Source organism: Sphingomonas sp. R86521 (assembly GCF_042466235.1).
In the GTDB taxonomy this organism is placed as follows: domain Bacteria; phylum Pseudomonadota; class Alphaproteobacteria; order Sphingomonadales; family Sphingomonadaceae; genus Sphingomonas.
The window spans coordinates 2,147,932-2,172,588 of sequence record NZ_JAXHBY010000001.1 but is presented as its reverse complement, the minus strand read 5'-3'; the positions used below and the strand labels follow the sequence as shown (position 1 = coordinate 2,172,588).

The window sequence follows — 24,657 nt, the reverse complement described above, 5'->3', positions numbered from 1 at the left end:
TTACGCCGCGCGCCGCGCCATCACCGCCAGATAGGTATCCAGCACCGCGTGGTTGATGATGTCCCAGCGATAGCCCGCGGCCTTGGCGTGTCCCGCTTGCCCCATCGTCTCGCGCAGGCCCGGTTCGGTGACGATCCGCCCGATCGCGTCGGCATAGCCGGCGATATCTGCCGGCGGCACCAGGAAGCCGGTGACGCCGTCGTCGATCAGCCCGATCGCGCCGGATGCCCGCGCCGCGACGACGGGCACGCCCGCTGCCATCGCCTCCAGCGTGACGTTGCCGAACGTCTCGGTGACCGACGGGTTGAAGAACACGTCCATCGACGCGACCGCGCGGCCCAGGTCGTCGCCCGACTGGAACCCGGCGAACACCGCGCCCGGCACCTGTTCGGTGAACCAGTCGCGCGCCGGGCCCTTGCCGATCACCAGCACCTTGTGCGGAATACCGCGCTCGCGCAGCTTGCCGACGACCGCGGCAAAGACGTCGAGGCCCTTTTCCTTGACCAGCCGGCCAAGGAACCCGACCGCGACCTCATGATCGGCGATGCCGTACGCGCGCCGCCAGTCGAGATCGCGGCGCGTTGGCTTGAAGCGGTCGTGATCGACCCCGCGCGACCAGATCGCGGTCGGCGTCGTCACGCCCCATTCGCGGACGATGTCGGCCATGCCCTTGCCGGGCACCAGCACCGTATCGGCGCGATCGTAGAACCGTGTCAGGATCTTCACCATGATGGGCTCGAAGAACGCCATCCGGTAGTAGCGGAAATAGGTCTCGAACCGCGTGTGCAGCGACGCCACCGACGCCAGCCCGCGATCGCGCGCATAGCTGAGCGCACGGTGGCCGAGGAAATCGGGTGCGGAGACGTGGATCATGTTCGGGGCGAACGCATCGAGATCGCGGCGCACGCTGGCCGGCAACCCGCGCGCCATCTTGTACTCGCCGCGTCCCGCCGGCAGCGGCAGCGACGGTACCGGGACCAGATCGCCGGTGGGCGCGAACGCCGGGCGCTTCGATGTCGGCGAATACACGCGCACGGAAACGCCCTGCGACAGCAGGTGGCCGACGAGCAGGTTCAACGCCTGGTTCGCACCGTCGCGCTCATAGTTGTAGTTGCCGCTGAACAGGGCCACGCGGAGGTCGGTCGGCTGCATCGTGCGCGGATAACCGCGACCGCGGCGATGCGCCACTAAATCCCGCGTGACGTCTGTAGCGTCGATACGTCGATCGACCGCGGCCGACGTTTTTCCGGCTGTCCTACCGGCGACGTTCGATCTATGTTCCGAAAATGGAAGCTGATACATTTTCGATGAAACACGCGCCGCGTCTCAACATTGGCAACATTCGCGGAGCTGCGCGTCGTGACTGAGCTCGCAATCGTCGCCGTCCTGTCGCTCGCGCTTGGGGTGCTGGTCGGCTGGCTGCTCGCGTCGCGAAAGGCGCACATCCTCGCCAGCGACCTTGCCGTTGCCAAGACCCGCGCGGCCGATGCCGACCTGGTGCGCACCGCACGCGACGCGGTCGAACGCGAGCGCAACGACGCGCTCCAGTCGCTCGCCACGCTCCGTGCACAGCATGCCGAGCGGGCGGGGGAGGCGGAGCGGCTGCGCACCGACCTGACCACGATCCGCGCCGACCGCGACGCCGCACGCACCGAGCTCGCCACCGAACATGCCCGCAGCGAGGCGTTCGAGGCGCGGCTGCTCGAACTCCGCGACGCCAAGGACGTGATGGCCGCGCAGTTCGGCGACGTCGCCAACAAGCTGCTGAGCGATGCGCAAAAGACCTTCCTCGACCGCGCCGACGCCCGCTTCCGCCAGTCGGAGGAGACCGCGGGCCAGAACCTAAAGTCGATGCTCCAGCCGGTCAGTGATCGTCTGCAACGTTATGAGGAGGGCGTCGCCAAGGTCGAGGCCGAACGTCGCGATGCGTTCGGCGACCTCAAGGGCCAGATCGAACAGATGCGGCTCGGCCAAGAACGTGTGTCGGGTGAGGCGGCAAAGCTGGTCAACGCGTTGCGCAATGCTCCGAAGGCGCGGGGCCGCTGGGGTGAGCAACAACTCCGCAATGTGCTGGAGACATGCGGATTGGCCGAACATACCGACTTTAATATGGAAGTAAGTGTATCAGATGGCGAAGGCGGCCGTTCGCGCCCGGATGCCGTCGTTCGGGTGCCCGGTGGCAAATCCCTGATCATCGATGCGAAGGTTTCCCTCAACGCCTACCAAGACGCGTTCGGAGCGGTTGACGAACGGGAACGGCTGATTGGGCTTACGGCGCATGCTGCGTCGATGCGCGCGCACGTAAACGGCTTAAGCGCAAAGAGCTATTGGGCGCAGTTTAACGATAGTCCAGAATACGTGGTGATGTTTGTCCCCGGGGAGCATTTCCTGTCGGCTGCCCTCGAACACGACCCGACGCTGTGGGACTTCGCGTTCGAGAAACGCGTGCTGCTGGCAACCCCTACCAACCTGATCGCGATCGCGCGGACGGTGGCGGCGGTGTGGCGGCAGGAAAAGCTGGCCGAAGAAGCCAAGAAGATCGGCGAACTCGGCAAGGAACTCTACGACCGCCTCGCCAAGGCGGCCGGCGACCTGCGGAAAGTCGGCGGCGGGCTGACGTCGGCGGTAAACAACTACAACAGCTTCGTCAGCAGCTTCGAAAGTCGCGCGCTGGTCACCGCACGCAAATTCCGCGACCTGAACATCGAGACCGGCCCGCGCGAAATCGAAGATGTTCCGCCGGTCGAGGCCTTGGCAAGATACGGCGATAGTGCGAGGTTGCTCGGCGGGGACGACGGGGAGCGCAAGACTTCCTAGCGTCCGTCAATCGGGGGAGCGACAATGCGATACGGCAGGTTCTATACAGGTTTGATGGCGGTCGCTTTTCTGTCCGTTACAATGCCCGCCGTCGCTGCGGACAAGGCGAGGCGCGAGGACCCGTTGGTCAAGCCGCTGAACGCGGCGATGGTTTTGATGACGCAGGGCCATGCTGCCGAGGCGTCTGCGGCGGTCGATCCGATCCTCGCCGCCTACGAAGCGCAGTTCGCCAGCGAGCAGCGCCAGATGTATTGCGGCATGTCGCCGCCACAGACCCTGCTGTACATGATCATGGCGGCCAAGGAGAAGCGTAGCGCGATCGCGGTTTCCCCGGGGTGGTGCGACGCGCTGTTCCTCAAGGGGTTCAGCCTGATCGATCAGAAGCAGGTCGAAGCGGGCCTGCCGTTCCTGGCGCGGGCGGCGGCGATGGCGCCGGCCCACGCGCATTATCTGAACGAACTCGGCTACGCATACCAGACCTTGCGACGTTCGCCGGAGTCCCTGACGGCGTACGGAAGTGCCGCAGACTACGCCAACATTCTGGACAACCCGGCCAAGACGATCGAACAGACCCGTGCGTGGCGCGGGATGGGCTATATCCTTGTCGAGCAGGGGAAGTGGGACGAGGCCGCAGAGATGTACCGCAAGTGCCTGAAATCGGATCCGAACGATGCCAAGGCCAAGGGTGAGTTGCGCTACATCGCACAGGCCCGCCCCAAGGCGACGTGATCAGCCCGACCTGATCAGAGCTGTCGCGCCAGCACCTCATACGCCATCACCGCGGTGGCGACTGCGGCGTTCAGGCTATCGGCCTTGCCCAGCATTGGGATCTTGACCAGCGTATCGCACGCTTCCGCCATCTCTGGCAGCATCCCCTGCGCCTCGTTGCCGGTCAGCAGAAACGTCGGCGGGCTGTAGGTCGCGGCGCGGTAATCGGTGTCGGTGTCCAGACTCAGGCCGACCAGTTGCCCGGGGCCGGTGCGCAGCCAGTCGATGAACGGCGTCCACTCGCTCTTGACGACAGGGATCGTGAACAGCGCGCCCATGCTGGCGCGCACCGCCTCGACCGAGAACGGATCGACGCTCTCGCCGATCAGGATCAGCCCGCCCGCGCCGACCGCATCGCCGGTGCGCAGGATGGTACCCAGATTGCCCGGATCGCGCAGCCGTTCGGCGACCAGCCAGATGCCCGCGCTGCTGCGGTCGAGGTCGTCCAGCGTGACGGCGAACTCGTCGAATACGCCGACCACCGCCTGCGGATTATCCTTCCCCGACAGCTTCGACAGGATGTCGGGCGTGGTCTGGATCGACTCGCCGCCCGCTTCCTCGACGTCCATCGACAGCGCGTGGACCAGCGGGTGGTTCGCGCTCGCCGCGGCATAGAACAGCGTGCGCGGTAGGCGGCCGGTCTCGCGCGCCTCGGTCAGGATGCGCAGTCCCTCGGCGAGGAACTGGCCGGCGGCGCGGCGGTGCCGCTTGTCGCGTAGATCGCGGACGTGTTTGACGAGCGGGTTCGAAAAGGCGGTGATTTCGCGGGGCATAGTGTCCTCCCCTCCCGCTTGCGGGAGGGGCCGGGGGTGGGCTCCCGGCCTAATCAAATGATCCGATTATGGTGAGCGCGAGCCCACCCCCACCCCCTCCCGTAAACGGGAGGGGAGCACAGTCAATCCTCGCCGAACTTCGCTTCGACCAGATCCGCCAGCGTCGCGACCGCGGCCTCTGCGCCGTCGCCGGTCGCCGAGATCACGATCGAATCGCCCATCGCCGCGCCGAGCATCATCAGGCCCATGATCGAGGTTCCGGTGACGGAGCCAGCTCCGTCCTTCTCGACCTGGACCTCGCACGGCTGCGACGACGCGAGCGTGACGAACTTGGCGCTGGCCCGTGCGTGCAGCCCGCGGCGGTTGGTGATCAGCACCGTCCGCGTCACCGTCATGCCGCGGCCTCGCCCAGCACTTCGGATGCCACCGAGATATATTTACGACCGGCCTCGCGTGCCGCGGCGACCGCGGCGACCACCGTCATCGACTTCCGCGCGGAGCCCAGCCGGATCAGCATTGGCAGGTTCATCCCCGCGATCACCTCGACCCGGCCACGTTCCATTAGCGAGATCGCGAGGTTCGAGGGCGTGCCGCCGAACAGGTCGGTCAGCACGATCACGCCGCGCCCCGAATCGACCTCGGCGATCGCCGCGGCGATATCGGCGCGGCGTTCCTCCATGTCGTCGTCGGGACCGATCGCGATCGTCGCGACGCGCTCCTGCGGACCCACCACATGCACCATCGCCCTGACGAACTCTTCCGCGAGTCGCCCGTGCGTCACCAATACCAGACCGATCATATCCGTCGCTTCATACTCATGTGCCGACCGTTGGTCCCTCTAGCGAGTCCTGCGGCGCGGCCCCCAGGTCGCGATGGCTGACCGTGGGCGAAAATCCCGCGGCGCGCAACCGTGCGCCGACCCGCTCGGCGACGTGAACCGACCGGTGTCTCCCGCCGGTACACCCGAACGCGACGGTAACGTAGCTTTTCCCCTCCGCCCTGTAGCGCGGGAGCAACAGCATCAGCAGCTCCTCGATCCGCCCGACCGCCGCCTCATAGGCGGGGTCCGCGGCGATATAGGCCGAGACGTCGGCGTCCAGCCCGGTCCCCGGTCGCAGCTGCGGGTCCCAGTGCGGATTGCGCAGGAAGCGCATGTCGAAGACCAGGTCGGCGTTGCGCGGCACCCCGCGCGAGAACCCGAACGAACGCACCGACAGGATCGGCGCGCCGAGGTCGTCGCCGGCGAAGCTGGTGCGGATCACCTGCGCGAGTTCGTTCGCGGTCATCGCTGTGGTGTCGATCAGCCGGTTCGCCCAGTCGCGCAACGGCTTGAGCAGCGCACGCTCGCGGTCGATCCCGCCGCTCGCCGGACGATCGAGCGCCAGCGGATGCCGCCGTCGCGTCTCCGAATAGCGGCGTTCCAGCTCAGGGCCCGCGCAATCCAGGAACAGCGTCGCGATATCGGGACCGTTCGGGTCGCGCATGTCGCGCAGCCGCCGGACGATGCGCTCGGGGTCGAAATCGCGGGTGCGCGCGCCGATCCCGATCGCCAGCGGCTGCGAATTGTCCGGCGATCCTTCGGGCAACGGCGCGTCGAGCAAGCGGTCGAGCAGCAGCAGCGGCAGGTTGTCGACCACCTCCCAGCCGAGATCCTCGAGCGTCTTCAGCACCGTCGACTTGCCCGCGCCGGACATGCCGGTGACGAGCAGGATATGCTTGCGCTCGCGGCTCACGCGATCACCTCGACACAACGTAGCACCATCTCGATCTTGATCGGTGTCGACGCGTGGAGGGCATCGACGTGCAGTTCGCGGACCTCGATGCCTGCGACCCGGCGGATCCGGCGGTCGGGCATCCGCTCGACCTGGCGATCGAGCCGCACCATCAATCCGACGGGGACGTCGTCGACATGCGGCATCGTGACGATGCCGATCCCCCGCACTTCGATGCGCCCGGCGATCTCGGTGGGAGCGCGGGCGACCAGGATCTTGCCGGATCGCACCACCAAAGTCTGGTCGTCGCTGATCAGCGCCGCGCCGCGATCAATCAGCCGCAGCGCGAGGTCGGACTTGCCGGCGCCCGACGGGCCTTCGATCAGGACGGCGCGACCGCCGATGGCGACTGCGGTGGCATGCAGCCGGTCAGAGGACAGGACGGCCAGAACGAGCTCCTTCAGCGCGGGTCGGCAAGCGGCAGGCGCACCACGAAGCGCGCGCCCCCCAGCCGGTCTTCCCGCGATTCGACGATGATCGTGCCCTGATGCGCTTCGACGATGGTCCGCGCAATGGCGAGCCCGAGCCCGGAATGCTGGCCGAACGCCTCGCTTTCCGGGCGGATCGACTGGAACCGGCGAAAGATCGCCTCGCGCTCGTCCTCGGGCACGCCCGGGCCCTCGTCCTCGATCCGGACGACCAGCGCGCGGCCCTCGGCGCCCGCCGCGATCGCGATCAGCCCGGCATCGGGCGAAAAGGATACCGCGTTGTCGATCAAATTCTCGAACACGCGTTCCAGCCGCGCGCCTTCGCCGTTGACGATCAGCCGCTGGTCGGGATCGCGGTCGCAATCGATCCGGATGCCGCGTTCGATCCCCCGCGCGGCGCGTTGGGCGAGCAGGCCTTCGATCATGCGGGGGACGTCGACCGGCTCGAACTGCGCACGGCTGAGCTGTGCGTCGAGCCGCGATGCCTCGGATATGTCCGAGATCAGCCGGTCGAGCCGCAGCACGTCGTCGCGGACGATGCCGAGCAACTGCGCCTGCAATGCCGGATCCTTGACCCGGCTCAGTCCCTCGACCGCGGAGCGCAGCGAGGCGAGCGGGTTCTTCATCTCGTGCGTGACGTCGGCGGCGAACGCCTCGGTCGCGTCGATTCGCGCGCGCAGCGCCAGGCTCATGTCCGACAGCGCCCGCGCCAACATGCCGAGTTCATCGCGGCGCGAGGGCAGCCGCGGCACCACGACTTCGCGTGCGCGTCCCAGCCGCACGCGAACGGCGGCGCGCGCCAGCCGTCGCAGCGGCCGGACGATGGTGCGCGCCAGGAACAGCGAGAGCAGGATCGACACGATCGACACCACCAGCAGCACCATGCTCAGCCGGAACCGCTCGATCCGCACCGTCCGCGTGATGTCGCGGGTGTTCATCGTCGTCATCACCACGCCGCCGCCGGACAGTCGCGCCGCGGCGGTGATGACAGGCGTGCGATCGGGCGCGCGCCATACCGTGGTCGCTACGATCGGCTGCGCGCGCACCGCGGCGACGTCGGGCCAGCGCGCGGAATCGCTGCGCTCGCGGTACAGCGGCGGCCGCGGCGCCATCACGATGACGTCGATCGCCGCATCCAGGAACCGGGCCGCGGTCTGGTCCCAAGGGTCCTTGTCGGGATCCTGCAGCACGAAGTTGCGCACCCCCAGCAGTCGGGTGTCTGCGGCTACCACCCCCGCCGGATCGAACAGCCGGATGCGCGCACCGGTATCCGCCGCCAGCCGCCGCAGCAGCGGATCGCGCTTGCCCGGCTCGACCGCGGCGATCGCCTCGGCGATCAGCCGGACCTCGCGGCGTGACTGCGCGACGCGGCTGTCGACGATCCGGCTGCGATAGGAATCGAGATAGAAGAACCCGCCCGCCAGCAGCAGCAGCGCGAAGATGTTGACCGCCAGGATCCGCCGCGTCAGCGATATCTGCCCCGACCAGCGCAGCGCCAGGTCGCGGGTACCGCCTTCGCGCCCGGTATCGTCGGAGCCGTCGTCGGCGTCGAGAAGGTCAGTCGTCAGAGAATCGGTACCCGGCGCCGTACAGCGTCTCGATCGCGTCGAACTCGGGATCGACCTGGCGGAACTTGCGCCTCAGCCGCTTGATGTGGCTGTCGATGGTGCGATCGTCAACATAGATGTCGTCCTGGTACGCCGCGTCCATCAGCTGGTTGCGCGTCTTGACGATGCCGGGACGCTGCGCGAGCGTCTCGAGGATCAGGAATTCGGTGACGGTCAGCGTGACGGTCTCGTCCGCCCAAGTGGTGCGGTGGCGCGCCGGGTCCATGCTCAACCGACCGCGATCGATCGGCCCTGCCGCTTCCGCCGCGGTCGCCATCTCGGGCGACTGGACCAGTTCCGACCGCCGCAGGATCGCGCGGATGCGGGCGATCAACAGCCGCTGCGAGAACGGTTTCGCGATATAATCGTCTGCGCCCATCGCCAAGCCAAGCGCCTCGTCGAGCTCGTCGTCCTTGCTGGTCAGGAAGATCACCGGGATCCGGCTCTTCTCGCGCAGCCGACGCAGCAGCTCCAGCCCGTCCATCCGCGGCATCTTGATGTCGAAGATCGCCAGATCGGGTGGATTGTCGACCAGTGCCTTCAACGCGGTCTCGCCATCCGAATAGAGCCGCGTGACGAACCCTTCGGTCTGCAGCGCGATCGACACCGAAGTCAGTATGTTGCGGTCGTCGTCGACGAGCGCGATCGTTGCCGTCATATCGGGGGCGGGCCTCGTCGGATGGCATTACCGATTAGGGCAAACCGCGTCGCCGCTCAACCTGCGCGGTTCGTCACCCCGCGTCGCCGCGCACACCGACCGTCATCGCACAGTCTTGCGTACGTCGCCGTCACGTCATCGCATCGCCCTAAAGCCGTCGTCGAACCGACAGGGAAGGGGGCGGGGATGGCCTCGATCGCACAGGATATTCCGGGCAACCACGCGGTCCGCGCCGCTGTGCACCGCCACGGCCATCTCTCGCGACAGGGCTTGCTCGAACGCGCGTTCACCTTCGCGTTCCGCGGGCTCGTCTATCCGCAGATCTGGGAAGACCCCGATGCCGACATGGCGGCGCTGGCGATCACGCCGGATTGCCACGTCGCCGCGATTGCGTCGGGTGGGTGCAATATCCTGTCCTATCTGACCGCCGATCCCCGCGCGATCACCGCGGTCGACCTGAACCCCGCACATATCGCGTTGAACACGCTGAAACGGGTCGCCGCGACCCGGCTCGGCCAAGCGGACTTCCACCGCCTGTTCGCCGCGGCGGACAGCAGGTCCAACGTCGCGGTCTATCGCCGTGACCTGCGCGCGCATCTCGATCCGCAGACACGCCGCTATTGGGATCGTCGCATCGGCGCGTTCGCGCGGGGCTTCTATCGCGGCGGCCTGCTCGGGCGCTTCATCGGCACCGCGCACCTGCTCGCTCGGCTTCATGGCGTCGATCCGCGCATCATGCTCACCGCGACCTCGCGCGCCGAGCAGCGCCGGATTTTCGACACGTCGATCGCGCCGCTGTTCGACGCCCCGGTCATCCGCTGGCTCGCGCGCCAGCCCGCTGCACTGTTCGGACTGGGTATCCCGCCTGCGCAATATGGCGAGCTGAGCGGCGATCGCCAGATGATCGACGTCCTGCGCAGCCGCTGCGAGCGGCTCGCCTGCGATTTCGATATCGAGGACAATTACTTCGCCTGGCAGGCGTTCGGCCGCGGCTATGGCAAGCACGCCGCTGCGCCGCTGCCGCCCTATCTCCAGCCGGCCCACCATGCATCGGTGACGGCGCGCGCGGCACGCGTCGATATCCAGCACGTCAATTTCACCGACTATCTCGCCAGCCGGCCGGACTCCTCGCTCGATCGCTACGTGCTGCTCGACGCGCAGGACTGGATGACGGACGCGCAGCTGACCGCCCTGTGGAGCGAGATCACGCGCACCGCGAAGCCTGGCGCGCGCATCCTGTACCGCACCGCCGGCGAGCCCGATATCGTCCCCGGTCGCGTCCCCGCCGCGATCCTGTCGCGCTGGCGCTATCAGGCGGAGGAATTGCAGCAGCTTGGCGCGCGCGATCGCTCCGCGGTGTACGGCGCGACGCATCTCTATCTGCTCGGAGAGGCCGCCTGACCCGCGATCATGCGCGCGCGATGGACCGGATGTATGCGACGCAGCGCCATATCTACGACGCCACCCGCAAATATTACCTGCTCGGTCGCGACCAGTTGATCGCCGGTCTCGATCCACCGGCAGGCGGTACCGTTCTGGAGGTCGGCTGCGGCACCGCGCGCAACCTGATCGCAGCGGCGCGGCGCTGGCCGGACGCACGCTTCTACGGGCTCGATATTTCCGAGGCGATGCTGGCGACCGCGCGGGCTCATGTCGCAGGCACCGGTCTGTCGGACCGTATCACGCTCGCCCGAGCCGATGCGACCGCAGTCGAGCCGCGGGCTGCGTTCGGCCTCGAAGGCTTCGACCGCGTCTTCCTGAGCTACACGCTGTCGATGATCCCGGATTGGGAAGGTGCGATCCGCCAGGGCGTCGCGCTGCTCTCGCCGGATGGCCGGTTGTCGATCGTCGATTTCGGCCAGCAGGAGCGCCTGCCGCGGTGGTGGCGCGCCACTATCCTCGGCTGGCTGTCGCGCTGGCACGTCACCCCACGCGCCCGCTTGCACGCCGCGGTCACGGCAGCCGCGCAAGGCTCGCCCAGCGAGTTCGCCGCGCTGTACCGCGGCTATGCCTGGCGCGCGACGATCGTGCGACCAGCGGAATAGGTCAGGGGACGGCCACCTCGACGATACCGTCGCAGACCGCGACGATCCGCATCGCCGCACCCACCGGCGCGTCCGGGCCTCTGGCGGGCCAGCCGCCATCGCCGACCAGAACCCGACCGTGCCCCGCGACGATCGCAGTCTCCACCGTCACTACTTCGCCAACTAACCTAGCCGCGCGGTCGTTGAGCAACGGATCGCCCGCGACCGGGTAATCGAGATACCAGCGCTTCCCGATCAGCACCGTCACCACGCTCCATGCGGCGAACGAGGCGAGCTGCGCTGTCACCGGCAGGTCCGGCAGCGCGAACACCGCGATCCCGGTTGCCGCCGCGGCGATCGCGAGAAACACCAGGAACACGCCGGGCACCGCGAGTTCGGCGATTCCCAGCACCAGCGCCGCGATCAGCCACGCCACCGGTGCGTCGATCACGTCTTGGGCAGCTCAAACGGCCCGCGCTTCGGTTCAGGTTTCGCCTGGGGCGGCGATACGCGGTCGGCCAGCGCATCCTTGGCAAGGTCACCGATGCCACCCAGCGTGCCCATCAGCTGGGTCGCCTCGACCGGGAACAGGATCGTCTTGGCGTTGGGGCTGGTCGCGAACTTGCCGATCGCCTCGACATATTTCTGCGCGATGAAATAATTGATCGCCTGCGCGCCGCCTTCCTCGATCGCGTGCGACACCGCGCGGGTCGCCGAAGCCTCGGCCTCGGCAGCCCGCTCGCGCGCTTCGGCATCGCGGAACGCCGATTCCTTCCGCCCCTCCGACTCGAGGATGCGCGCCTGCTTCTGCCCCTCGGCACGCAGGATCTCCGACGCCCGGCTACCTTCCGCATCGAGGATGTTGGCGCGCTTCTCGCGTTCCGCTTTCATTTGGCGGCCCATCGCGTTGACGATGTCGGCGGGCGGGCGGATGTCCTTGATCTCGACGCGGGTGATCTTCACGCCCCACGGCGTCGTCGCGTGATCGACAACGTTGAGGAGCCGCGCGTTGATCTCGTCGCGCTTCGACAGCGTCTCGTCGAGGTCCATCGACCCCATCACCGTGCGCAAATTGGTCGTCGTGAGCTGCAGCAGCGCCATGTACAGGTCCGACACCTCGTACGCCGCCTTTGCCGAGTCGAGCACCTGGAAGAATACGACCCCGTCGGTCGAGATCATCGCATTGTCCTTGGTGATGATCTCCTGGCCGGGGATGTCGATGACCTGCTCCATCATGTTCACTTTCCGCCCCACGCGGTAGAAAAAGGCGGGGTAGAAATTGAACCCGGGGCGCGCGACCGCGGTGAAGCGGCCGAAATGTTCGATCGTGTATTGATAGCCCTGGCGGACGATCTTGATGCTGGTGAAGAGGTAGAAGAGAACCAGTGCGAGCACGAGTGCGGCGGCGATCAGGCCCATCGATACAATCCCCCAAATTGGTCCCAACGATATAGCACGCCGCGACCCGCAGGGCCTAGCCGTCCGTGTCCGCTTTGGTTACATGGCGCGCCACCTCCCCACGCAGGAACCGGCAGCCTTATGGATATCCGCCTCGGCCTTACATTCGACGACGTCCTGCTCGTGCCGGCGGAATCCGACATCGTCCCGAGCCAGACGAACACGGCGACGCACGTCACCCGCGGCATCGCGCTCGACATCCCGATCCTGTCGTCGGCGATGGACACCGTGACCGAAGCCGACATGGCGATCGTCATGGCGCAGCTCGGTGGGATCGGCGTGCTCCACCGCAACATGGAGATCAACGAACAGGTCGCCGCGGTGCGCGCGGTCAAGCGGTTCGAGAGCGGCATGGTCGTCAACCCGATCACGATCGCACCGTCGGCAACGCTGGCCGAAGCGCAGGCGCTGATGGTCCGCCACAAGATCAGCGGTATCCCGGTGGTCGAGGCCGACGGCAAGCTGGTCGGCATCCTTACCAACCGCGACGTCCGCTTCGCCGAGAACCCCAAGCAGCCGGTGTCCGAGCTGATGACGCACGAGAACCTCGCCACCGTCTCGACCGGCGTCGGTAAGGAAGAAGCGCGGCGGCTGCTGCACCAGCGGCGGATCGAGAAGCTGCTGGTGGTCGACGAACGCTATCGCTGCGTCGGTCTGATCACCGTGAAGGACATCGAGAAGGCGGTCACCTATCCCAACGCGACCAAGGACGATGCCGGCCGGCTGCGCGTCGCCGCCGCCACCACGGTCGGCGACAAGGGCTTTGCGCGGACCGAGGCGCTGGTCGATGCCGAGCTCGACTTGGTCGTGATCGACACCGCCCACGGCCACAACCGCGACGTTGCGCGCGCGGTCGAGCGGGTCAAGAAGCTGAGCAATTCGGTGCAGGTGATCGCAGGCAACGTCGCCACGGCCGAGGCGACGCGTGCGCTGATCGACGCCGGCGCCGACGGGATCAAGGTCGGAATCGGCCCGGGTTCGATCTGCACCACGCGCGTCGTCGCCGGCGTCGGCGTGCCCCAGCTGACCGCGGTGATGGACTGCGCCGAAGTCGGTCTGAAGCACGGCGTGCCGGTGATTGCCGATGGCGGCCTGCGTACCTCGGGCGATCTCGCCAAGGCGCTCGCGGCGGGCGCATCGGCGTGCATGATCGGCTCGCTGCTCGCGGGTACCGAGGAAGCCCCCGGCGAAACCTTCCTGTTCCAGGGCCGCGCGTACAAATCCTATCGCGGGATGGGATCGGTCGGCGCGATGGGCCGCGGCTCGGCGGACCGCTATTTTCAGGGCGACATCAAGGACCAGATGAAGCTGGTGCCCGAGGGGATCGAAGGCCAGGTCGCGTTCAAGGGTCCGGCCCGCGACGTCATCCACCAGCTGGTCGGCGGGATCCGCGCGGCGATGGGCTATACCGGCTCGGCGACGATCCGCGATCTTCAGGCGCGCGCGCAGTTCGTTCAGATCACGGGTGCGGGGCTTAAGGAAAGCCATGTTCATGACGTGACGATCACGCGGGAAGCGCCGAACTACCCGACGCGGTAGGCGCGTCCCCGCGTAGCTGCGTTCTCCTGCGAACGCAGGAGCCCAGGGTCGAAGAGCGCTGCGTTCGGTTACCCTGGGCTCCCGCTTTCGCGGGAGAACAAGGAGCTAGGTGGCAGGCGAGAAAATTCCCCTCCCGCCCGCGGGAGGGGCTAGGGGAGGGCATGACGACTTACGCTCCCCGACACGCCCTGCTCCAACCCCTCCCGCAAACGGGAGGCGAGAAGTGACTCCCCCCGCACGCACCCAGGCCGCGATCGAGTTGCTCGACCAGATCCTCGCCGCCGCGCGCGAAGGCGGCGCCGCGGCCGACACGTTGATCGCGCGCTATTTCGCCACCCGCCGCTATGCCGGGTCGAAGGATCGCCGCGCCGTCCGCGACCTCGTCTACGCCGCGATCCGCGCTGCCGGCGATCGCCCCGAGACTGGCCGCGCCGCGATGCTGCTGGTCGCCGACTCCGACCCCGCGGTCGCCGAGACCTTCGACGGCTCGACCCACGCCCCCGTCGCGATCGCCAAGGACGAGCCGCGCGCAAAGCCGGGTGTCGCCCCGCAATGGCTGTCCAAGGCCCTCCGCGCCTCCGGGCTCGACGGTGCCGCGCTGACCGCGCTCGCCGGCCGCGCGACGCTCGACCTGCGCGTCAACACGATGATGACCACGCGTGATGCAGTCCTGGCCGCGTTGCCCGACGCGGAGGCGACTCCGCATGCGCCCGACGGCATCCGACTGCCAACCGGCACCAACGTCGAGATGCTGCCGCTCTTCAACGAGGGCGCGATCGAGGTGCAGGACGAGGGCAGCCAGATCGTCGGGCTCGCGATGCAGGCGAAACCCGGCGAGCGCATCGTCGACCTGTGCGCCGGCGCCGGCGGCAAGACGCTCGCACTCGCCGCGACGATGCAGAACAAGGGCATCGTTCTCGCCTGCGACACCGACCGCATGCGGCTGTCGCGGCTTACCCCGCGCGCGACCCGCGCCGGTGCGACGATCGTCGAGACGATGCTGCTCAACCCGACCCGCGAGCGCGAGGCGCTGGCGGACTGGCAGGGTCGCGTCGACGGCGTGCTGGTCGACGCACCGTGTTCGGGCACCGGCACTTGGCGGCGCAATCCGGAGGCGCGCTGGCGTCTTACCCCCGATCGCGTGTCGCGGCTGCAGTCGACCCAGCAGCACGTCCTCGGCGTCGCGGCGACGCTGGTGCGGCCGGGCGGCGCTTTGGTCTATATCGTCTGCTCGCTGCTCGATGCCGAGAGTAACGACCAGGTCAGCTGGTTCCTCGGCGCGCATCCCGGCTGGTCGATCGAGCTGCTGGACCTCCCCGCGGGTGCGAAACACGGCCACGGCATCCGTCTCGAACCCGGCCGCGACGGCACCGACGGATTTTTTGTCGCGCGGCTGATTGCCCCGTGATAGCGCGGGGCGTGCCCCGTCTGGAGACCATCATGCGCTTTTCGTCCGTCGGTATCGCTGCCGCTTTGACTCTGGTGTGCGTATCGACCTCGCTCAGCGGCCAGCGGCCCGATACCCAGATCGACGCCCGCTCGCTACAGTTGCTGGCGCAGGGGCGGACGCTGGTCGCGGCCGGCAATCTCGATGGCGCCACCGATGTCCTCGAGACCGCCGCGGCGGTCGACCCGCGCAACCGCGCCGCGTTCGTGCTGCTGGCGCAGGTCGCGAATAGCCGCGGGCTGCCCGGCAAGGCGATCCGGCTGTACCGCGAGGCATTGTTACTCGAACCCAACGACCTCGGCGCGCTCCGCGGCCAAGGCGAGGCGCTGGTCGCCAAGGGCGCGGTGATAAAGGCACGCGACAATCTCGCCAAGATCAAGACGCTGTGCAAGACGAGTTGCACGGATGCGACCGAGCTCGCCGCGGTGATCGCCAAGGGTCCGCCGATCACGACTGCGCAGGTCGCGACCAAGGCCACCACGACGAACGACTAACGTCGTCTTCAGTCCTCCCCCTGGCGGGGGAGGATTTACCTGGTGCCTACCACCCGCGCCAAATTGACGAAATCCTCGACCGACAGCGTCTCCGCCCGTCGTGTCGCATCCACCCCGATTGCTTCGAGCCCGTCGAGCGCGCCCGGCACGCCCTTCACGCTCTGCCGCAGCATCTTACGCCGCTGCCCGAACGCTGCTCCGGTCAGCCGCTCCAGCACCGCGAAGTCGACGCCGTCAGGCGCGGGCAGGGGGGTGATGTGGACTACCGCGGACATCACCTTCGGCGGCGGGGTGAATGCCGAGCGGTGCACCGGCATCGCGATCCGCGCTGCGCTGCGCCACTGCGCCAGAACCGCCAGCCGTCCGTAATGGTCGTCGTTGGTCTTGGCGACGATCCGCTCGGCCACTTCCTTCTGGAACATCAGCGTGCACGATTGCCACCACGGCTCCCACGCACCCGACAGCCAACCGACCAGCAGCGCGGTACCGACATTATAGGGGAGGTTCGACACGATGTGCGGCCGGCCCTCGAACAGCGACGGCGCGTCGACCGCGAGCGCATCGCCCTCGATTACGGTGAGTTGACCCGGATAGGCTTCGCTCAGCTCCGCAAGTGCCGGGATGCAGCGCCGGTCGCGCTCGATCGCCGTCACGCGCGCCCCGGCGGCGAGCAACGCTCGCGTGAGGCCTCCCGGACCAGGCCCGACCTCCAGCACTTCCGCACCGTTCAGGTCACCCGGCACCGCGGCGATGCGCTTCAGCAGCTGGCCGTCGAACAGGAAATTCTGCCCCAGCGCCTTGCTCGCGTTCAATCCGTAGCGCGCGATAACCTCGCGCAGCGGGGGCAGGTCCGTCACGACTTGATCGCGCGCCGATCGGCCGCCGCGCCCGCCATCGCGATCGCCGCGATCATGGCGCCGGGTTCCGCGATGCCCTTGCCGGCGATCCCGAATGCAGTGCCGTGGTCGGGCGAAGTACGGACGATCGGCAGCCCCAGCGTGATGTTGACGCCCTCGTCGAAATGCAGCGTCTTGAGCGGCACCAGCGCCTGGTCGTGATAACAGCACAGGCACGCATCATAGGTCGCGCGGGCGCGGGCGTGGAACAGCGTGTCGGCAGCAAACGGCCCGGCCGCATCGATGCCCTCGGCCTGCAGGATCGCGATCGCGGGTTCGAGGATGTCGATCTCCTCGCGGCCGATCGCGCCCTGTTCGCCGGCGTGCGGGTTCAGTCCTGCAAACACGATCCGCGGGTTCTCGATCCCGAAATTCTTGGTCAGGCCCCGCGCGGTGGCGCGGCCCTTGGCGACCACCAGCTCGATCGACAGCAGCGACGAGACCTGCGCCAGCGGCACGTGGGTGGTGATCGGCACCACCCGCAACGACGGCCCGGCGAGCATCATCACCGCGTTCTCGCCGGCGATGCCGTATCGCTCCGCGACGAATTCGGTCTGCCCGGGATGACTGAAGCCGATCGCATAGAGCTGCGCCTTCGACACGGGCCCGGTGACCAGCGCGCGGGCGGCGCCGTTGCGGACCAGCCCGACCGCGAGCTCCAGCGAATGCAGCGCGCACCGGGCACCCTCGACGTCGGGGACGCCGGGAACGATCTCGCCGGCATCCTCGACCGTCATCACCGGCAGGGCATCGGCAAACGCCGCTTCGGTCTCGGCTAGGTCGCCGATCCGCGCGATTGGTCCCGACCAGACGCGAGCAACCGCACGAGCATCGCCGACCGCGACGAACGGCGGCAGCGCATGCTCGACGCGCGCGCGCCACGCCTTGGCGATGATCTCCGGACCGATCCCGGCGGGATCGCCCATCGAAACCGCGATCGGCGCCGCGACGTCGGGCCGACGATCAGCGATATTCGACAACCGCATCGCGGCGCAGATCGCGCAGCTTCTGCTGGGCGCGCAGGTTGACGCGCTGCTGCTCGAGCTGGCCTTGGATCTGGTCCGAACTCGGCAACGATCCGGCTGCGGCATCGTCGCGTCCACACAGCACCAGCGCGCGGACGCCCTGTTCGGCCGACCCGAACGGCGGGCTCGATTCGCCGACCTGCAGCTTCAGCATGATCTCCTGCAGCTGCGGCGGCAGGTCGCGGACGCGTACCGTGTCGTTGTCGACCACGTCGGCGCCGATCCCGGCTGCGACCTTCTCGACCGTACCGCACCCGCGCAACGCCTTGGTCGCCTCGCCGAACGCCTGCGCGCGGGCGGTCGCCTGTGCAGCGCTGGTATTGGGCGGGAAGCGCAGCGTGAGCTGCTTGAGGCTGAGCCGCGCGTCACGCGGGTCGGCGGTCAGCACCTGGCGCTTGTCGGTCAGATAGATGATCGAATAGCCGCCCGAAACCTCGATCGGCCCGGCAACCTGGCCGACCTGCATCGACGTCACCGCCTGAGCGAGTTCGGCGGGAAGGGTCGATGCCCGCACCCAGCCGAGATCGCCGCCGACGCCCTTGGTCGACGCATCCGAATATTGCCGCGCGAACCCTTCGAACGGCTGCGTGCCCTTCTGGATCTCGCCCAGCAGCTGTCGTGCGTTGGCGAACACCTGCTGGCTGTTGGCGGGGTCGCTGCGCAGGAATATCTCGTGCAGGTTGAACTCGTCGGTGCCCTTCGCCGCCTGCAGGCGATCGAGGATGCCCTTGACCTCTTCGTCGCCGACGTTGACGAACGGCTCGACGCGCTTGCGCAGATAACGCTGCCAAGCGAGCTCGCCCTCGATCTGCCGCTTCAGCGACCGCTCCGACGATCCCTCCTCGCGCAGATAGGCGCGCATCGCGGTGGGCGTGCGGTTGAACTTCTTCGATACCGCGTCGAAGCTCTGATTGATCTCGGCCGGGGTGATCACGACCTCGGCGGTCTTGGCCTCCTGGATCTGTAGCGTCTCGTCGATCAGCTGTCGTAGGACCTGCAGCTTGACGCGGTCGCGATCCTCCGGGGTCAGCTTGGCGTTGTTGGCGACCGCCACCAGCGCGACGCGCTGGTCGACGTCGGTGCCGGTGATGACGCTGTCGTTGACGATCGCGGTGGGCTTGCGGACGTTGGGGTCGAGCTTGCCGAAGATCTGCAGGTTCGCAGGGATATCGAGCCCGGTATTGTCGGGCAGGCTCTTGTCGGGAACCGTCTGCGCGATCGCGGTGGTGGCCAGCGCCGCCAGTACGATGGCACCCATCCAGCGACCGGCCCGGGTCTGAACCCGCGTCTTCAATCGAACGTCATGCTTCAAGATGTCGAAATCCCATCATCGCGTATTCGGCGCGGCTTGCCCCAGAGTAGCTGAACGCGGGCTTAGCGTCCGAGATTGGTCAAGGCCAGCGACAACAGGAAGCTGTTGCCCTTCCGCGCGTCGCCGGTGTCGTTGTAATAGCGCCGCCAGGTCGCGCCGAGACGGATGCAATCGTCCTCGTATTGCACGCCCAGCCGGTGCCGGATCGGATCGAACCCGTCCGACTGCGACAACGGGTCCTCGCCCTTGTTGGTCATGTCGACGACCGCCGATCCGAACGCAGACCAGAACCGTGCGAACTGCACCCGGCCGCCGACGCGCAGCTCTTCGCGGTCCGCCAGATCCTCGATCGCGGGAAAGATATCGCGGTTGAGCCGCAGATAGCCGACCAGCACATAGGTCGAGCGCGACCCGACGGTCGCGTCGACCTCGTTGCGGCGGACCTTGAGATTGTCCTTGTCGAGCCGGTAGCGGTGGGTCAGCGAGACGGAGTCGCGGAACCGCAATTCGGTGCGCCCGACGATGTCCGACCAGCGATCGCTGAGCCCGGTGCCGTTGGCGAAGATCGACGGCCGCGCGTCCAGGCGATAGCTCTGGCCGACGGTCGCATCCAGCGACACGCCCGGCAGGTCGACCGCCCATTCGGCGCCATAGGTCGCGCGCGACGAATCCTCGAACCGGTCGTAGCCGGGGAAGCGATTGAGCGCGAACAGGTTGCTGGTATCCAGGTCGACCGAACGCGAATCCTCGTTCGGCAGCGACTGGTTGGCGAGCTTTGGCGAGGCGACGATCTGGACGCGCGGCGTGAATCGCTGCGTCCCGCCCAGGAAACTGCCGATGAACGGCCATTTGACGTCGACCGCCAGCGCGCCGATCGCCCGCCCGTGGAAGCCTTCCAATCCGCGATAGCTCTCCACCGCGGTCGCCAGCGTATCGTTGGTATTGTACGCATCGGCACGCGCGAACGCGGTGAAGGTGACCTCCTGTCCCCATCTGGTCAGCTTGCGCAGGTCCCATTGCGCCGACGCGAATGCACGCTGGGTGTCCTGTCCCTCGGTCCGGGTCAGCGCCAGCGTGTTGAGCTGCAGCTGCAGCGTGCCGCCCAGCAGCGGGTCGGTGTAGCGCTTGCGATAATCGAGTTCGGGCAGCGCGATCGGCTGCATGCCCTGGCTGTCGTTGACCCGCAGCGTCTGCACGTACCAGCCGGTCAGCGCGAAATAGCTGCTGTCGTCGATCCGCTCCAGGCTGGCGGTGCTGCGCAACCGGTCGTCGCGCGAGATATCGTAGCGGCGCAGGAACGTGCGGTCGGTGGTCAGCCGCAGCGATCCGCTGGCGGTCCAGTTCGACGACAGCTGATACCGCGCGATACCGTCGACGTAGCCGCGGAAGGCACGTTCGGTCTCGGTCGTATTGGCGGTCGACAGGTCGTCGCTGCGGCGGCTTTCGGTGGCATAGGCGCTGACCCGGAACGCACCCCGGGTGCTGAGCGCCGAATAGTCGGCCTGCAGCATCGGCAGCACGCTGGTGAAGACGTGCGGCGTGATCGTCAGCCCCTTGTTGGGGGCGAGCTTGAAATAATAGGGCAGCGCGAATTCCAGCCCGTTCGCGCGGCTGTAGTTGAAGTTCGGCGACAGCAGCCCGTTGTCGCTGCCCCCGCCGACCGGGTTCGAGAAACTCGGCAGCGGCACGCCCGGTAGCCCGAACAGATGCAGCTTCGCGCCCGAATAAAAGATTCGCTGGCGATCGGGCCGATAGGTCACGCGGACCGCGGTAATCTTCCACGTCGGGTCCTTGGGACAGCCGGCGGCATTGGTCACGGCGCACGGCGTATAGGCGGCGGTGCGCAGCTCGACGGTGCCGTTCAGGTCGCGCGTACCCTGTTTCGCCGCCAGCCGTCCGCCCTGTTCGAGCACCACGAGCATGTTGTCGATCACGCCGTCCTTCAGCGAATCGGTGAGGTTGATCTCGTCGCCGTACGCGATGTCGCCCTGCGGATTGGTGACCGCGATGTTGCCGGTCGCGACGACCTTGCCGGTCTTGCGGTTCCACACCACCTTGTCGGCACGCAGGCGGTCGCCCTGGCGGAACATCCTCACTTCGCCGGTCGCGGTGACGACATCGGCGTTGGTGTCGTATTCCAGCCCGCTCGCGCTGAACTGGACCTGGTCCTCGGCGATCCCGGGCGCCGCATTCGGGACCGGCGCGTCCTGGGCTGGCGGCGCGACCGCGCGGGATTGCAGGTCCTGCGCAGCGGCTGGAACCGCCGCCAGCAATGCGAGCGAGAGGGCACAGCCCGCCATCAGGTCGATACGCAACACGGTCCGGAGCAACCCCTTTGGCGGCCTTGCACGGCCACCACGTGGCCGCGTTACAAGCGCTGCCTATCGCATCACCGGCGCCGTGCTGCAATCGTCCCGCTTTGCACGCTCGCCGCATCGGCCTAGAGCGACCCATTAACTCCCAGTACGAAGGCCGTTTCATGCAGATCGATTTCGTTTCCACCGCCGCTTCCGACTCCGCGATCGTTGCGATTCCGGTCGAGAAGGACGGCCTGGCGCGGACGGCATGGGGTGGGATCGACGGCGCGACGCTGTCTGCGAAGGCCGCGGCGGCCGCCCGCTTCACCGGCGAGGCGGGGTCGATCGTCGAGCTGTTCGTCGCGCAGGGCGACACGGTCCACCAGGTCCTGCTGGTCGGGGTCGGCGCCGGCGACGAGCCGGGCTGGGAAAAGGCCGGCGGCGCGCTGGTCGCCAAGCTGCTGACCTCGGGCGCGACCGCGGTGACGCTCGACCTCGCGACGATCCCGGCCAAGCCGACGCCGACCGCGCTCGCGCGGTTCGCCGGCGCTGCCGCACAGCGCGCGTGGCGCTACGACATCTACCGGACCAAGCTCGCCGAGACCGCGAAGCCGACGCTGGAGAGCGTGACGATCGCGGGCGCCCCCGACGGCACCGATGCTGCCTGGGCCTGGCAGGACGCGGTCACGCGTGGCATGGACCTGACCCGCTGGCTGGTCGCGACGCCGCCGAACATCCTCTACCCAGAAAGCTTCGTCGCCAAGGTGACCGAGGATGTCGCGGGGCTCGGCCTCGAGATCGTCGTCGTCGACGAGGCGCAGATGGCCGAATACGGCATGGGCGCGCTGCTCGGCGTCAGCCAGGGCTCGCGCCGCGAAGCCCGCATCCTCGCGCTCAAGTGGAACGGGGCAGGGGCCGACGCACCGCTGGTCGCACTTGTCGGCAAGGGCGTGACCTTCGACACCGGCGGCATCTCGATCAAGGGCGCGGCCGGGATGGAGGACATGAAGTGGGACATGGGCGGCGCCGGTGCCGTCGCCGGCGCGATGAAGGCACTCGCCGCGCGGAAAGCCAAGGTCAACGTCATCGGCGTGATGGGTCTGGTCGAGAACATGCCCGACGGCAATGCGCAGCGCCCCGGCGACGTCGTAACGTCGATGTCGGGCCAGACCATCGAGGTGATCAACACCGACGCCGAGGGTCGGCTGGTGCTGTGCGACTGCATCACCTGGGTCCAGCAGACCTACAAGCCGGCGACGATCGTCGATCTCGCCACGCTGACCGGTGCGATGATCGTCGCGCTCGGGCATGAGCATGGCGGCATCTTCGCCAACGACGACGCGCTCGCCGACGAGTTGCTCGCCGCGGGCCGCGCCACCGGCGACCTGCTGTGGCGCTTCCCGCTGTCGCCGGCGTACGACAAGATCATCGACAGCCCGATCGCGGACGTCAAGAACGTCGGCCCCCGCGGCGGCGGCTCGATCACCGCGGCGCAGTTCATCCAGCGCTTCGTCGGCGCCGGCGTGAAATGGGCGCATCTCGACATCGCGGGGATGGTGTGGGCGGAAAAGGCCGGCACCAACTACGACAAGGGCGCGACCGGCTACGGCGTGCGTTTGCTCGACCGGTTCGTCGCGGATAATTTCGAGGGCTAATTCCCCTCCCGCTCGCGGAGGGATTCATCTTAAGGTCCCCCTCCCGCTTTCGGGAGGGGCTAGGGGAGGGGCTGTAAAGCTACAGGTTGGATGAGGCAGGCCCTCCCCCAACCCCTCCCGCAAGCGGGAGGGGAGTAAAAATGCAGGTCGACTTCTACCACCTCACCGCCACCCCGCTCGACCGCGCGCTTCCCAGGATCGCGGAAAAGATCGTCGCCGGCGGTGGCCGCCTGCTCATCGTCGCCGACCCCGAGGACCAGCGCACCGCGCTCGACCGCCTGCTCTGGTCCTACACACCCGACAGCTTCCTTCCCCACGCGCAGGCCGGCGGCGAGGCCGATGCCGACCAGCCGATCCTCATCGCCGCCGACATCCAGCCCGCCAACGGCGCGCGCCACATTGCGATCGTCGACGGCCGCTGGCGCGACGAGGCGCTCACGTTCGACCGCGCCTTCCACTTCTTCGACGACGACGCGATCCGCGAAGCCCGCCTCGCCTGGAAAGCACTCGCCGACCGCGACGACGTCGAACGCCGCTACTGGAAACAGGACGATGCCGGCCGCTGGGAAAAAGCCGCCTAGTTGCATTCGGGCCGGTGCGGCTCTAGGGCGGCGCCACTTTTCCAGAGCATTACAGGAGCCCGTGACCAGCATGGCCGCGAACCGTACTTTTTCGATCATCAAGCCCGACGCCACGCGTCGCAACCTGACCGGCGCCGTCACCAAGATGCTCGAGGAGGCTGGCCTCCGCGTCGTCGCATCGAAGCGCATCCAGATGACCCGCGAGCAGGCCGAAGGCTTCTACGCGGTCCACAAGGAGCGTCCGTTCTTCGGTGAGCTGGTCAGCTTCATGATTTCGGGCCCGGTCGTCGTCCAGGTTCTCGAGGGCGATAACGCGATGCAGCGCAACCGCGACATCATGGGCGCCACAAACCCGGCGAACGCCGAGCCCGGCACGATCCGCAAGGAGCTCGCCGAGTCGATCGAAGCCAACAGCGTGCACGGTTCGGATTCGGACGAGAACGCCGAGATCGAGATCGCCTATTTCTTCAAGCCTGAAGAAATCGTCGGCTGATGCGCTGGCGGATGCGCCGAGCAGGCTCGGACGATGCGTCCGCGCTGTCGCTGGTCGCATCCGCCACCTTCCTCGAAACCTATGCGACCGTGCTCGAAGGCGCCGACCTCGTCGCGCATTGCCTGAAGAATACCACCACCGACGTGTTCGCCCGCTGGACGACCGATCCGGCAACGATCGTCACGATCGCGGAGCACGAGCCAGGCCACGCGCCGATCGGCTACACCGTGCTGACCGCACCCGACTTTCCCTTCGAGACCCGGCCAAGCGATATCGAGCTGCGGCGGATTTACATCCTATCGCAAATGCACGGCACCGGATTGGGCGCGGCGCTGATGGCGCGTGCCCGCGAAGACGCCGCGGCATTCCAGCGCGAGCGCATCCTTCTTGGCGTCTACGAACACAATTACCGCGCGCATGCCTTCTACGAACGCCAGGGGTTCACCCGGATCGGCGCGCGCCAGTTCATGGTCGGCACCACGACGCACAACGACCCAGTCTACGCTCGAGACGTCTAGTCGCTGAACCTCACCCCGGCGGAGGCCGGGGCCCAATTGGGGTACAGAAGTGATGAAGCGCAGCGTGTTGTCACCGCGACCTTCCCAGTTGGGCC

General features: G+C 67.6%; 25 protein-coding genes. 11 read left to right on the top strand and 14 right to left on the bottom strand.

Annotated elements, in window-relative coordinates; translation table 11 throughout:
- Positions 1-1,152, bottom strand: a complete 1,152-nt coding sequence (locus SJY20_RS10080; protein ID WP_380788642.1) for a glycosyltransferase family 4 protein — start codon at positions 1,150-1,152, stop codon at positions 1-3.
- Between the two features lie 207 nt (positions 1,153-1,359).
- Between SJY20_RS10080 and rmuC the strand changes: the two genes are divergently transcribed.
- Together rmuC and SJY20_RS10070 are read left to right on the top strand one after the other, a co-directional pair.
- Entirely contained in the window at positions 1,360-2,817 is a 1,458-nt protein-coding gene (gene rmuC / locus SJY20_RS10075) for a DNA recombination protein RmuC (RefSeq protein ID WP_380786689.1), read from the top strand.
- An 81-nt stretch (positions 2,818-2,898) separates the two neighbouring features.
- The gene (locus tag SJY20_RS10070) at positions 2,899-3,546 is read left to right on the top strand and encodes a tetratricopeptide repeat protein (RefSeq protein ID WP_380786687.1); all 648 of its coding nucleotides are present in this window, start codon (positions 2,899-2,901) and stop codon (positions 3,544-3,546) included.
- Between the two features lie 14 nt (positions 3,547-3,560).
- Here SJY20_RS10070 and SJY20_RS10065 read toward each other — a convergent pair whose 3' ends face one another.
- From SJY20_RS10065 to SJY20_RS10035, 7 genes are all read right to left on the bottom strand, one after another.
- Positions 3,561-4,358, bottom strand: a complete 798-nt coding sequence (locus tag SJY20_RS10065) for a TrmH family RNA methyltransferase (RefSeq protein WP_380786685.1) — start codon at positions 4,356-4,358, stop codon at positions 3,561-3,563.
- A gap of 122 nt (positions 4,359-4,480) precedes the next feature.
- Positions 4,481-4,753, bottom strand: a complete 273-nt coding sequence (locus tag SJY20_RS10060) for an HPr family phosphocarrier protein (RefSeq protein WP_380786684.1) — start codon at positions 4,751-4,753, stop codon at positions 4,481-4,483.
- Positions 4,750-5,157 carry a PTS sugar transporter subunit IIA gene (locus SJY20_RS10055; protein WP_380786682.1) on the bottom strand — a complete coding sequence of 136 codons (408 nt, stop codon included), beginning with the start codon at positions 5,155-5,157 and terminating at the stop codon, positions 4,750-4,752. The genes SJY20_RS10060 and SJY20_RS10055 overlap by 4 nt, the downstream gene beginning before the upstream one ends.
- Positions 5,158-5,173: 16 nt before the next feature.
- The gene (gene rapZ, locus SJY20_RS10050; protein WP_380786680.1) at positions 5,174-6,091 is read right to left on the bottom strand and encodes an RNase adapter RapZ; all 918 of its coding nucleotides are present in this window, start codon (positions 6,089-6,091) and stop codon (positions 5,174-5,176) included.
- Positions 6,088-6,495: an HPr kinase/phosphorylase gene (locus SJY20_RS10045; protein WP_380788640.1), complete on the bottom strand. Its 408-nt coding sequence runs from the start codon at positions 6,493-6,495 to the stop codon at positions 6,088-6,090. Before SJY20_RS10045 ends, rapZ begins: the two co-directional genes overlap by 4 nt.
- A 35-nt stretch (positions 6,496-6,530) precedes the next feature.
- Positions 6,531-8,057, bottom strand: coding sequence for a stimulus-sensing domain-containing protein (locus tag SJY20_RS10040; protein ID WP_380788638.1), 1,527 nt, complete (start codon positions 8,055-8,057; stop codon positions 6,531-6,533).
- Between the two features lie 58 nt (positions 8,058-8,115).
- The gene (locus SJY20_RS10035; protein WP_380786679.1) at positions 8,116-8,823 is read right to left on the bottom strand and encodes a response regulator; all 708 of its coding nucleotides are present in this window, start codon (positions 8,821-8,823) and stop codon (positions 8,116-8,118) included.
- 186 nt (positions 8,824-9,009) lie between these two features.
- Between SJY20_RS10035 and SJY20_RS10030 the strand changes: the two genes are divergently transcribed.
- Both SJY20_RS10030 and SJY20_RS10025 read left to right on the top strand, forming a co-directional pair.
- Positions 9,010-10,224: a DUF3419 family protein gene (locus SJY20_RS10030; RefSeq protein ID WP_380786678.1), complete on the top strand. Its 1,215-nt coding sequence runs from the start codon at positions 9,010-9,012 to the stop codon at positions 10,222-10,224.
- Positions 10,225-10,244: 20 nt separating this feature from the next.
- Positions 10,245-10,868 (top strand): class I SAM-dependent methyltransferase, encoded by a 624-nt coding sequence (locus SJY20_RS10025; protein WP_380786676.1) that lies wholly within the window; start codon positions 10,245-10,247, stop codon positions 10,866-10,868.
- A 1-nt stretch (position 10,869) separates the two neighbouring features.
- On the opposite strand, the gene SJY20_RS10020 is transcribed toward SJY20_RS10025, so the two are convergent.
- Together SJY20_RS10020 and SJY20_RS10015 are read right to left on the bottom strand one after the other, a co-directional pair.
- Positions 10,870-11,298 (bottom strand): NfeD family protein, encoded by a 429-nt coding sequence (locus SJY20_RS10020; protein ID WP_380786674.1) that lies wholly within the window; start codon positions 11,296-11,298, stop codon positions 10,870-10,872.
- Positions 11,295-12,266 (bottom strand): SPFH domain-containing protein, encoded by a 972-nt coding sequence (locus SJY20_RS10015; RefSeq protein WP_380786672.1) that lies wholly within the window; start codon positions 12,264-12,266, stop codon positions 11,295-11,297. Before SJY20_RS10015 ends, SJY20_RS10020 begins: the two co-directional genes overlap by 4 nt.
- Before the next feature lie 120 nt (positions 12,267-12,386).
- Here SJY20_RS10015 and guaB point away from each other — a divergent pair, with 120 nt between their 5' ends.
- The 3 genes from guaB to SJY20_RS10000 all read left to right on the top strand — a co-directional run bounded on the left by guaB (position 12,387) and on the right by SJY20_RS10000 (position 15,785).
- On the top strand, positions 12,387-13,844 hold the full coding sequence (gene guaB, locus SJY20_RS10010; protein ID WP_380786671.1) for an IMP dehydrogenase: 1,458 nt from the start codon (positions 12,387-12,389) through the stop codon (positions 13,842-13,844).
- A 223-nt stretch (positions 13,845-14,067) separates the two neighbouring features.
- On the top strand, positions 14,068-15,252 hold the full coding sequence (locus SJY20_RS10005; RefSeq protein WP_380786669.1) for an RsmB/NOP family class I SAM-dependent RNA methyltransferase: 1,185 nt from the start codon (positions 14,068-14,070) through the stop codon (positions 15,250-15,252).
- 32 nt (positions 15,253-15,284) lie between these two features.
- Positions 15,285-15,785 carry a tetratricopeptide repeat protein gene (locus SJY20_RS10000; RefSeq protein ID WP_380786667.1) on the top strand — a complete coding sequence of 167 codons (501 nt, stop codon included), beginning with the start codon at positions 15,285-15,287 and terminating at the stop codon, positions 15,783-15,785.
- Positions 15,786-15,820: 35 nt separating this feature from the next.
- On the opposite strand, the gene rsmA is transcribed toward SJY20_RS10000, so the two are convergent.
- The 4 genes from rsmA to SJY20_RS09980 form a co-directional block, all read right to left on the bottom strand.
- Positions 15,821-16,642, bottom strand: a complete 822-nt coding sequence (rsmA, locus tag SJY20_RS09995) for a 16S rRNA (adenine(1518)-N(6)/adenine(1519)-N(6))-dimethyltransferase RsmA (RefSeq protein ID WP_380786665.1) — start codon at positions 16,640-16,642, stop codon at positions 15,821-15,823.
- Positions 16,639-17,667 (bottom strand): 4-hydroxythreonine-4-phosphate dehydrogenase PdxA, encoded by a 1,029-nt coding sequence (gene pdxA / locus SJY20_RS09990; RefSeq protein WP_380786663.1) that lies wholly within the window; start codon positions 17,665-17,667, stop codon positions 16,639-16,641. The genes rsmA and pdxA overlap by 4 nt, the downstream gene beginning before the upstream one ends.
- Positions 17,645-18,964 carry a peptidylprolyl isomerase gene (locus tag SJY20_RS09985; RefSeq protein ID WP_380786662.1) on the bottom strand — a complete coding sequence of 440 codons (1,320 nt, stop codon included), beginning with the start codon at positions 18,962-18,964 and terminating at the stop codon, positions 17,645-17,647. Before SJY20_RS09985 ends, pdxA begins: the two co-directional genes overlap by 23 nt.
- A 116-nt stretch (positions 18,965-19,080) precedes the next feature.
- On the bottom strand, positions 19,081-21,318 hold the full coding sequence (locus SJY20_RS09980; protein ID WP_380788636.1) for an LPS-assembly protein LptD: 2,238 nt from the start codon (positions 21,316-21,318) through the stop codon (positions 19,081-19,083).
- Between the two features lie 179 nt (positions 21,319-21,497).
- Between SJY20_RS09980 and SJY20_RS09975 the strand changes: the two genes are divergently transcribed.
- The 4 genes from SJY20_RS09975 (at position 21,498) to SJY20_RS09960 (ending at position 24,562) form a co-directional block, all read left to right on the top strand.
- Positions 21,498-22,970 (top strand): leucyl aminopeptidase, encoded by a 1,473-nt coding sequence (locus SJY20_RS09975; protein ID WP_380786660.1) that lies wholly within the window; start codon positions 21,498-21,500, stop codon positions 22,968-22,970.
- 140 nt (positions 22,971-23,110) lie between these two features.
- A complete protein-coding gene (locus SJY20_RS09970; protein WP_380786658.1) occupies positions 23,111-23,551 on the top strand; it encodes a DNA polymerase III subunit chi in 441 nt (146 codons plus the stop codon).
- Between the two features lie 70 nt (positions 23,552-23,621).
- Positions 23,622-24,044, top strand: coding sequence for a nucleoside-diphosphate kinase (gene ndk / locus SJY20_RS09965; protein ID WP_031439003.1), 423 nt, complete (start codon positions 23,622-23,624; stop codon positions 24,042-24,044).
- Complete coding sequence (locus tag SJY20_RS09960) at positions 24,044-24,562, top strand: GNAT family N-acetyltransferase (protein WP_380786657.1); 519 nt, start codon at positions 24,044-24,046, stop codon at positions 24,560-24,562. The genes ndk and SJY20_RS09960 overlap by 1 nt, the downstream gene beginning before the upstream one ends.
- Positions 24,563-24,657: the final 95 nt, after the last annotated feature.

What these genes read in the sequence shown, in the direction of transcription:
- SJY20_RS09980 (WP_380788636.1), bottom strand. Translation starts at nt 21,318, where the DNA reads ATGGCGGGCTGTGCCCTCTCGCTCGCATTGCTGGCGGCGGTTCCAGCC.
- SJY20_RS10025 (WP_380786676.1), top strand. Translation starts at nt 10,245, where the DNA reads ATGGACCGGATGTATGCGACGCAGCGCCATATCTACGACGCCACCCGC.
- SJY20_RS10030 (WP_380786678.1), top strand. Translation starts at nt 9,010, where the DNA reads ATGGCCTCGATCGCACAGGATATTCCGGGCAACCACGCGGTCCGCGCC.
- SJY20_RS10065 (WP_380786685.1), bottom strand. Translation starts at nt 4,358, where the DNA reads ATGCCCCGCGAAATCACCGCCTTTTCGAACCCGCTCGTCAAACACGTC.
- SJY20_RS10035 (WP_380786679.1), bottom strand. Translation starts at nt 8,823, where the DNA reads ATGACGGCAACGATCGCGCTCGTCGACGACGACCGCAACATACTGACT.
- SJY20_RS10015 (WP_380786672.1), bottom strand. Translation starts at nt 12,266, where the DNA reads ATGGGCCTGATCGCCGCCGCACTCGTGCTCGCACTGGTTCTCTTCTAC.
- guaB (WP_380786671.1), top strand. Translation starts at nt 12,387, where the DNA reads ATGGATATCCGCCTCGGCCTTACATTCGACGACGTCCTGCTCGTGCCG.
- SJY20_RS09985 (WP_380786662.1), bottom strand. Translation starts at nt 18,964, where the DNA reads ATGGGTGCCATCGTACTGGCGGCGCTGGCCACCACCGCGATCGCGCAG.
- SJY20_RS10055 (WP_380786682.1), bottom strand. Translation starts at nt 5,157, where the DNA reads ATGATCGGTCTGGTATTGGTGACGCACGGGCGACTCGCGGAAGAGTTC.
- ndk (WP_031439003.1), top strand. Translation starts at nt 23,622, where the DNA reads ATGGCCGCGAACCGTACTTTTTCGATCATCAAGCCCGACGCCACGCGT.
- SJY20_RS09970 (WP_380786658.1), top strand. Translation starts at nt 23,111, where the DNA reads ATGCAGGTCGACTTCTACCACCTCACCGCCACCCCGCTCGACCGCGCG.
- SJY20_RS09975 (WP_380786660.1), top strand. Translation starts at nt 21,498, where the DNA reads ATGCAGATCGATTTCGTTTCCACCGCCGCTTCCGACTCCGCGATCGTT.
- SJY20_RS10070 (WP_380786687.1), top strand. Translation starts at nt 2,899, where the DNA reads ATGCCCGCCGTCGCTGCGGACAAGGCGAGGCGCGAGGACCCGTTGGTC.
- SJY20_RS10000 (WP_380786667.1), top strand. Translation starts at nt 15,285, where the DNA reads ATGCGCTTTTCGTCCGTCGGTATCGCTGCCGCTTTGACTCTGGTGTGC.
- SJY20_RS10060 (WP_380786684.1), bottom strand. Translation starts at nt 4,753, where the DNA reads ATGACGGTGACGCGGACGGTGCTGATCACCAACCGCCGCGGGCTGCAC.
- SJY20_RS10080 (WP_380788642.1), bottom strand. Translation starts at nt 1,152, where the DNA reads ATGCAGCCGACCGACCTCCGCGTGGCCCTGTTCAGCGGCAACTACAAC.
- pdxA (WP_380786663.1), bottom strand. Translation starts at nt 17,667, where the DNA reads ATGCGGTTGTCGAATATCGCTGATCGTCGGCCCGACGTCGCGGCGCCG.
- SJY20_RS09960 (WP_380786657.1), top strand. Translation starts at nt 24,044, where the DNA reads ATGCGCTGGCGGATGCGCCGAGCAGGCTCGGACGATGCGTCCGCGCTG.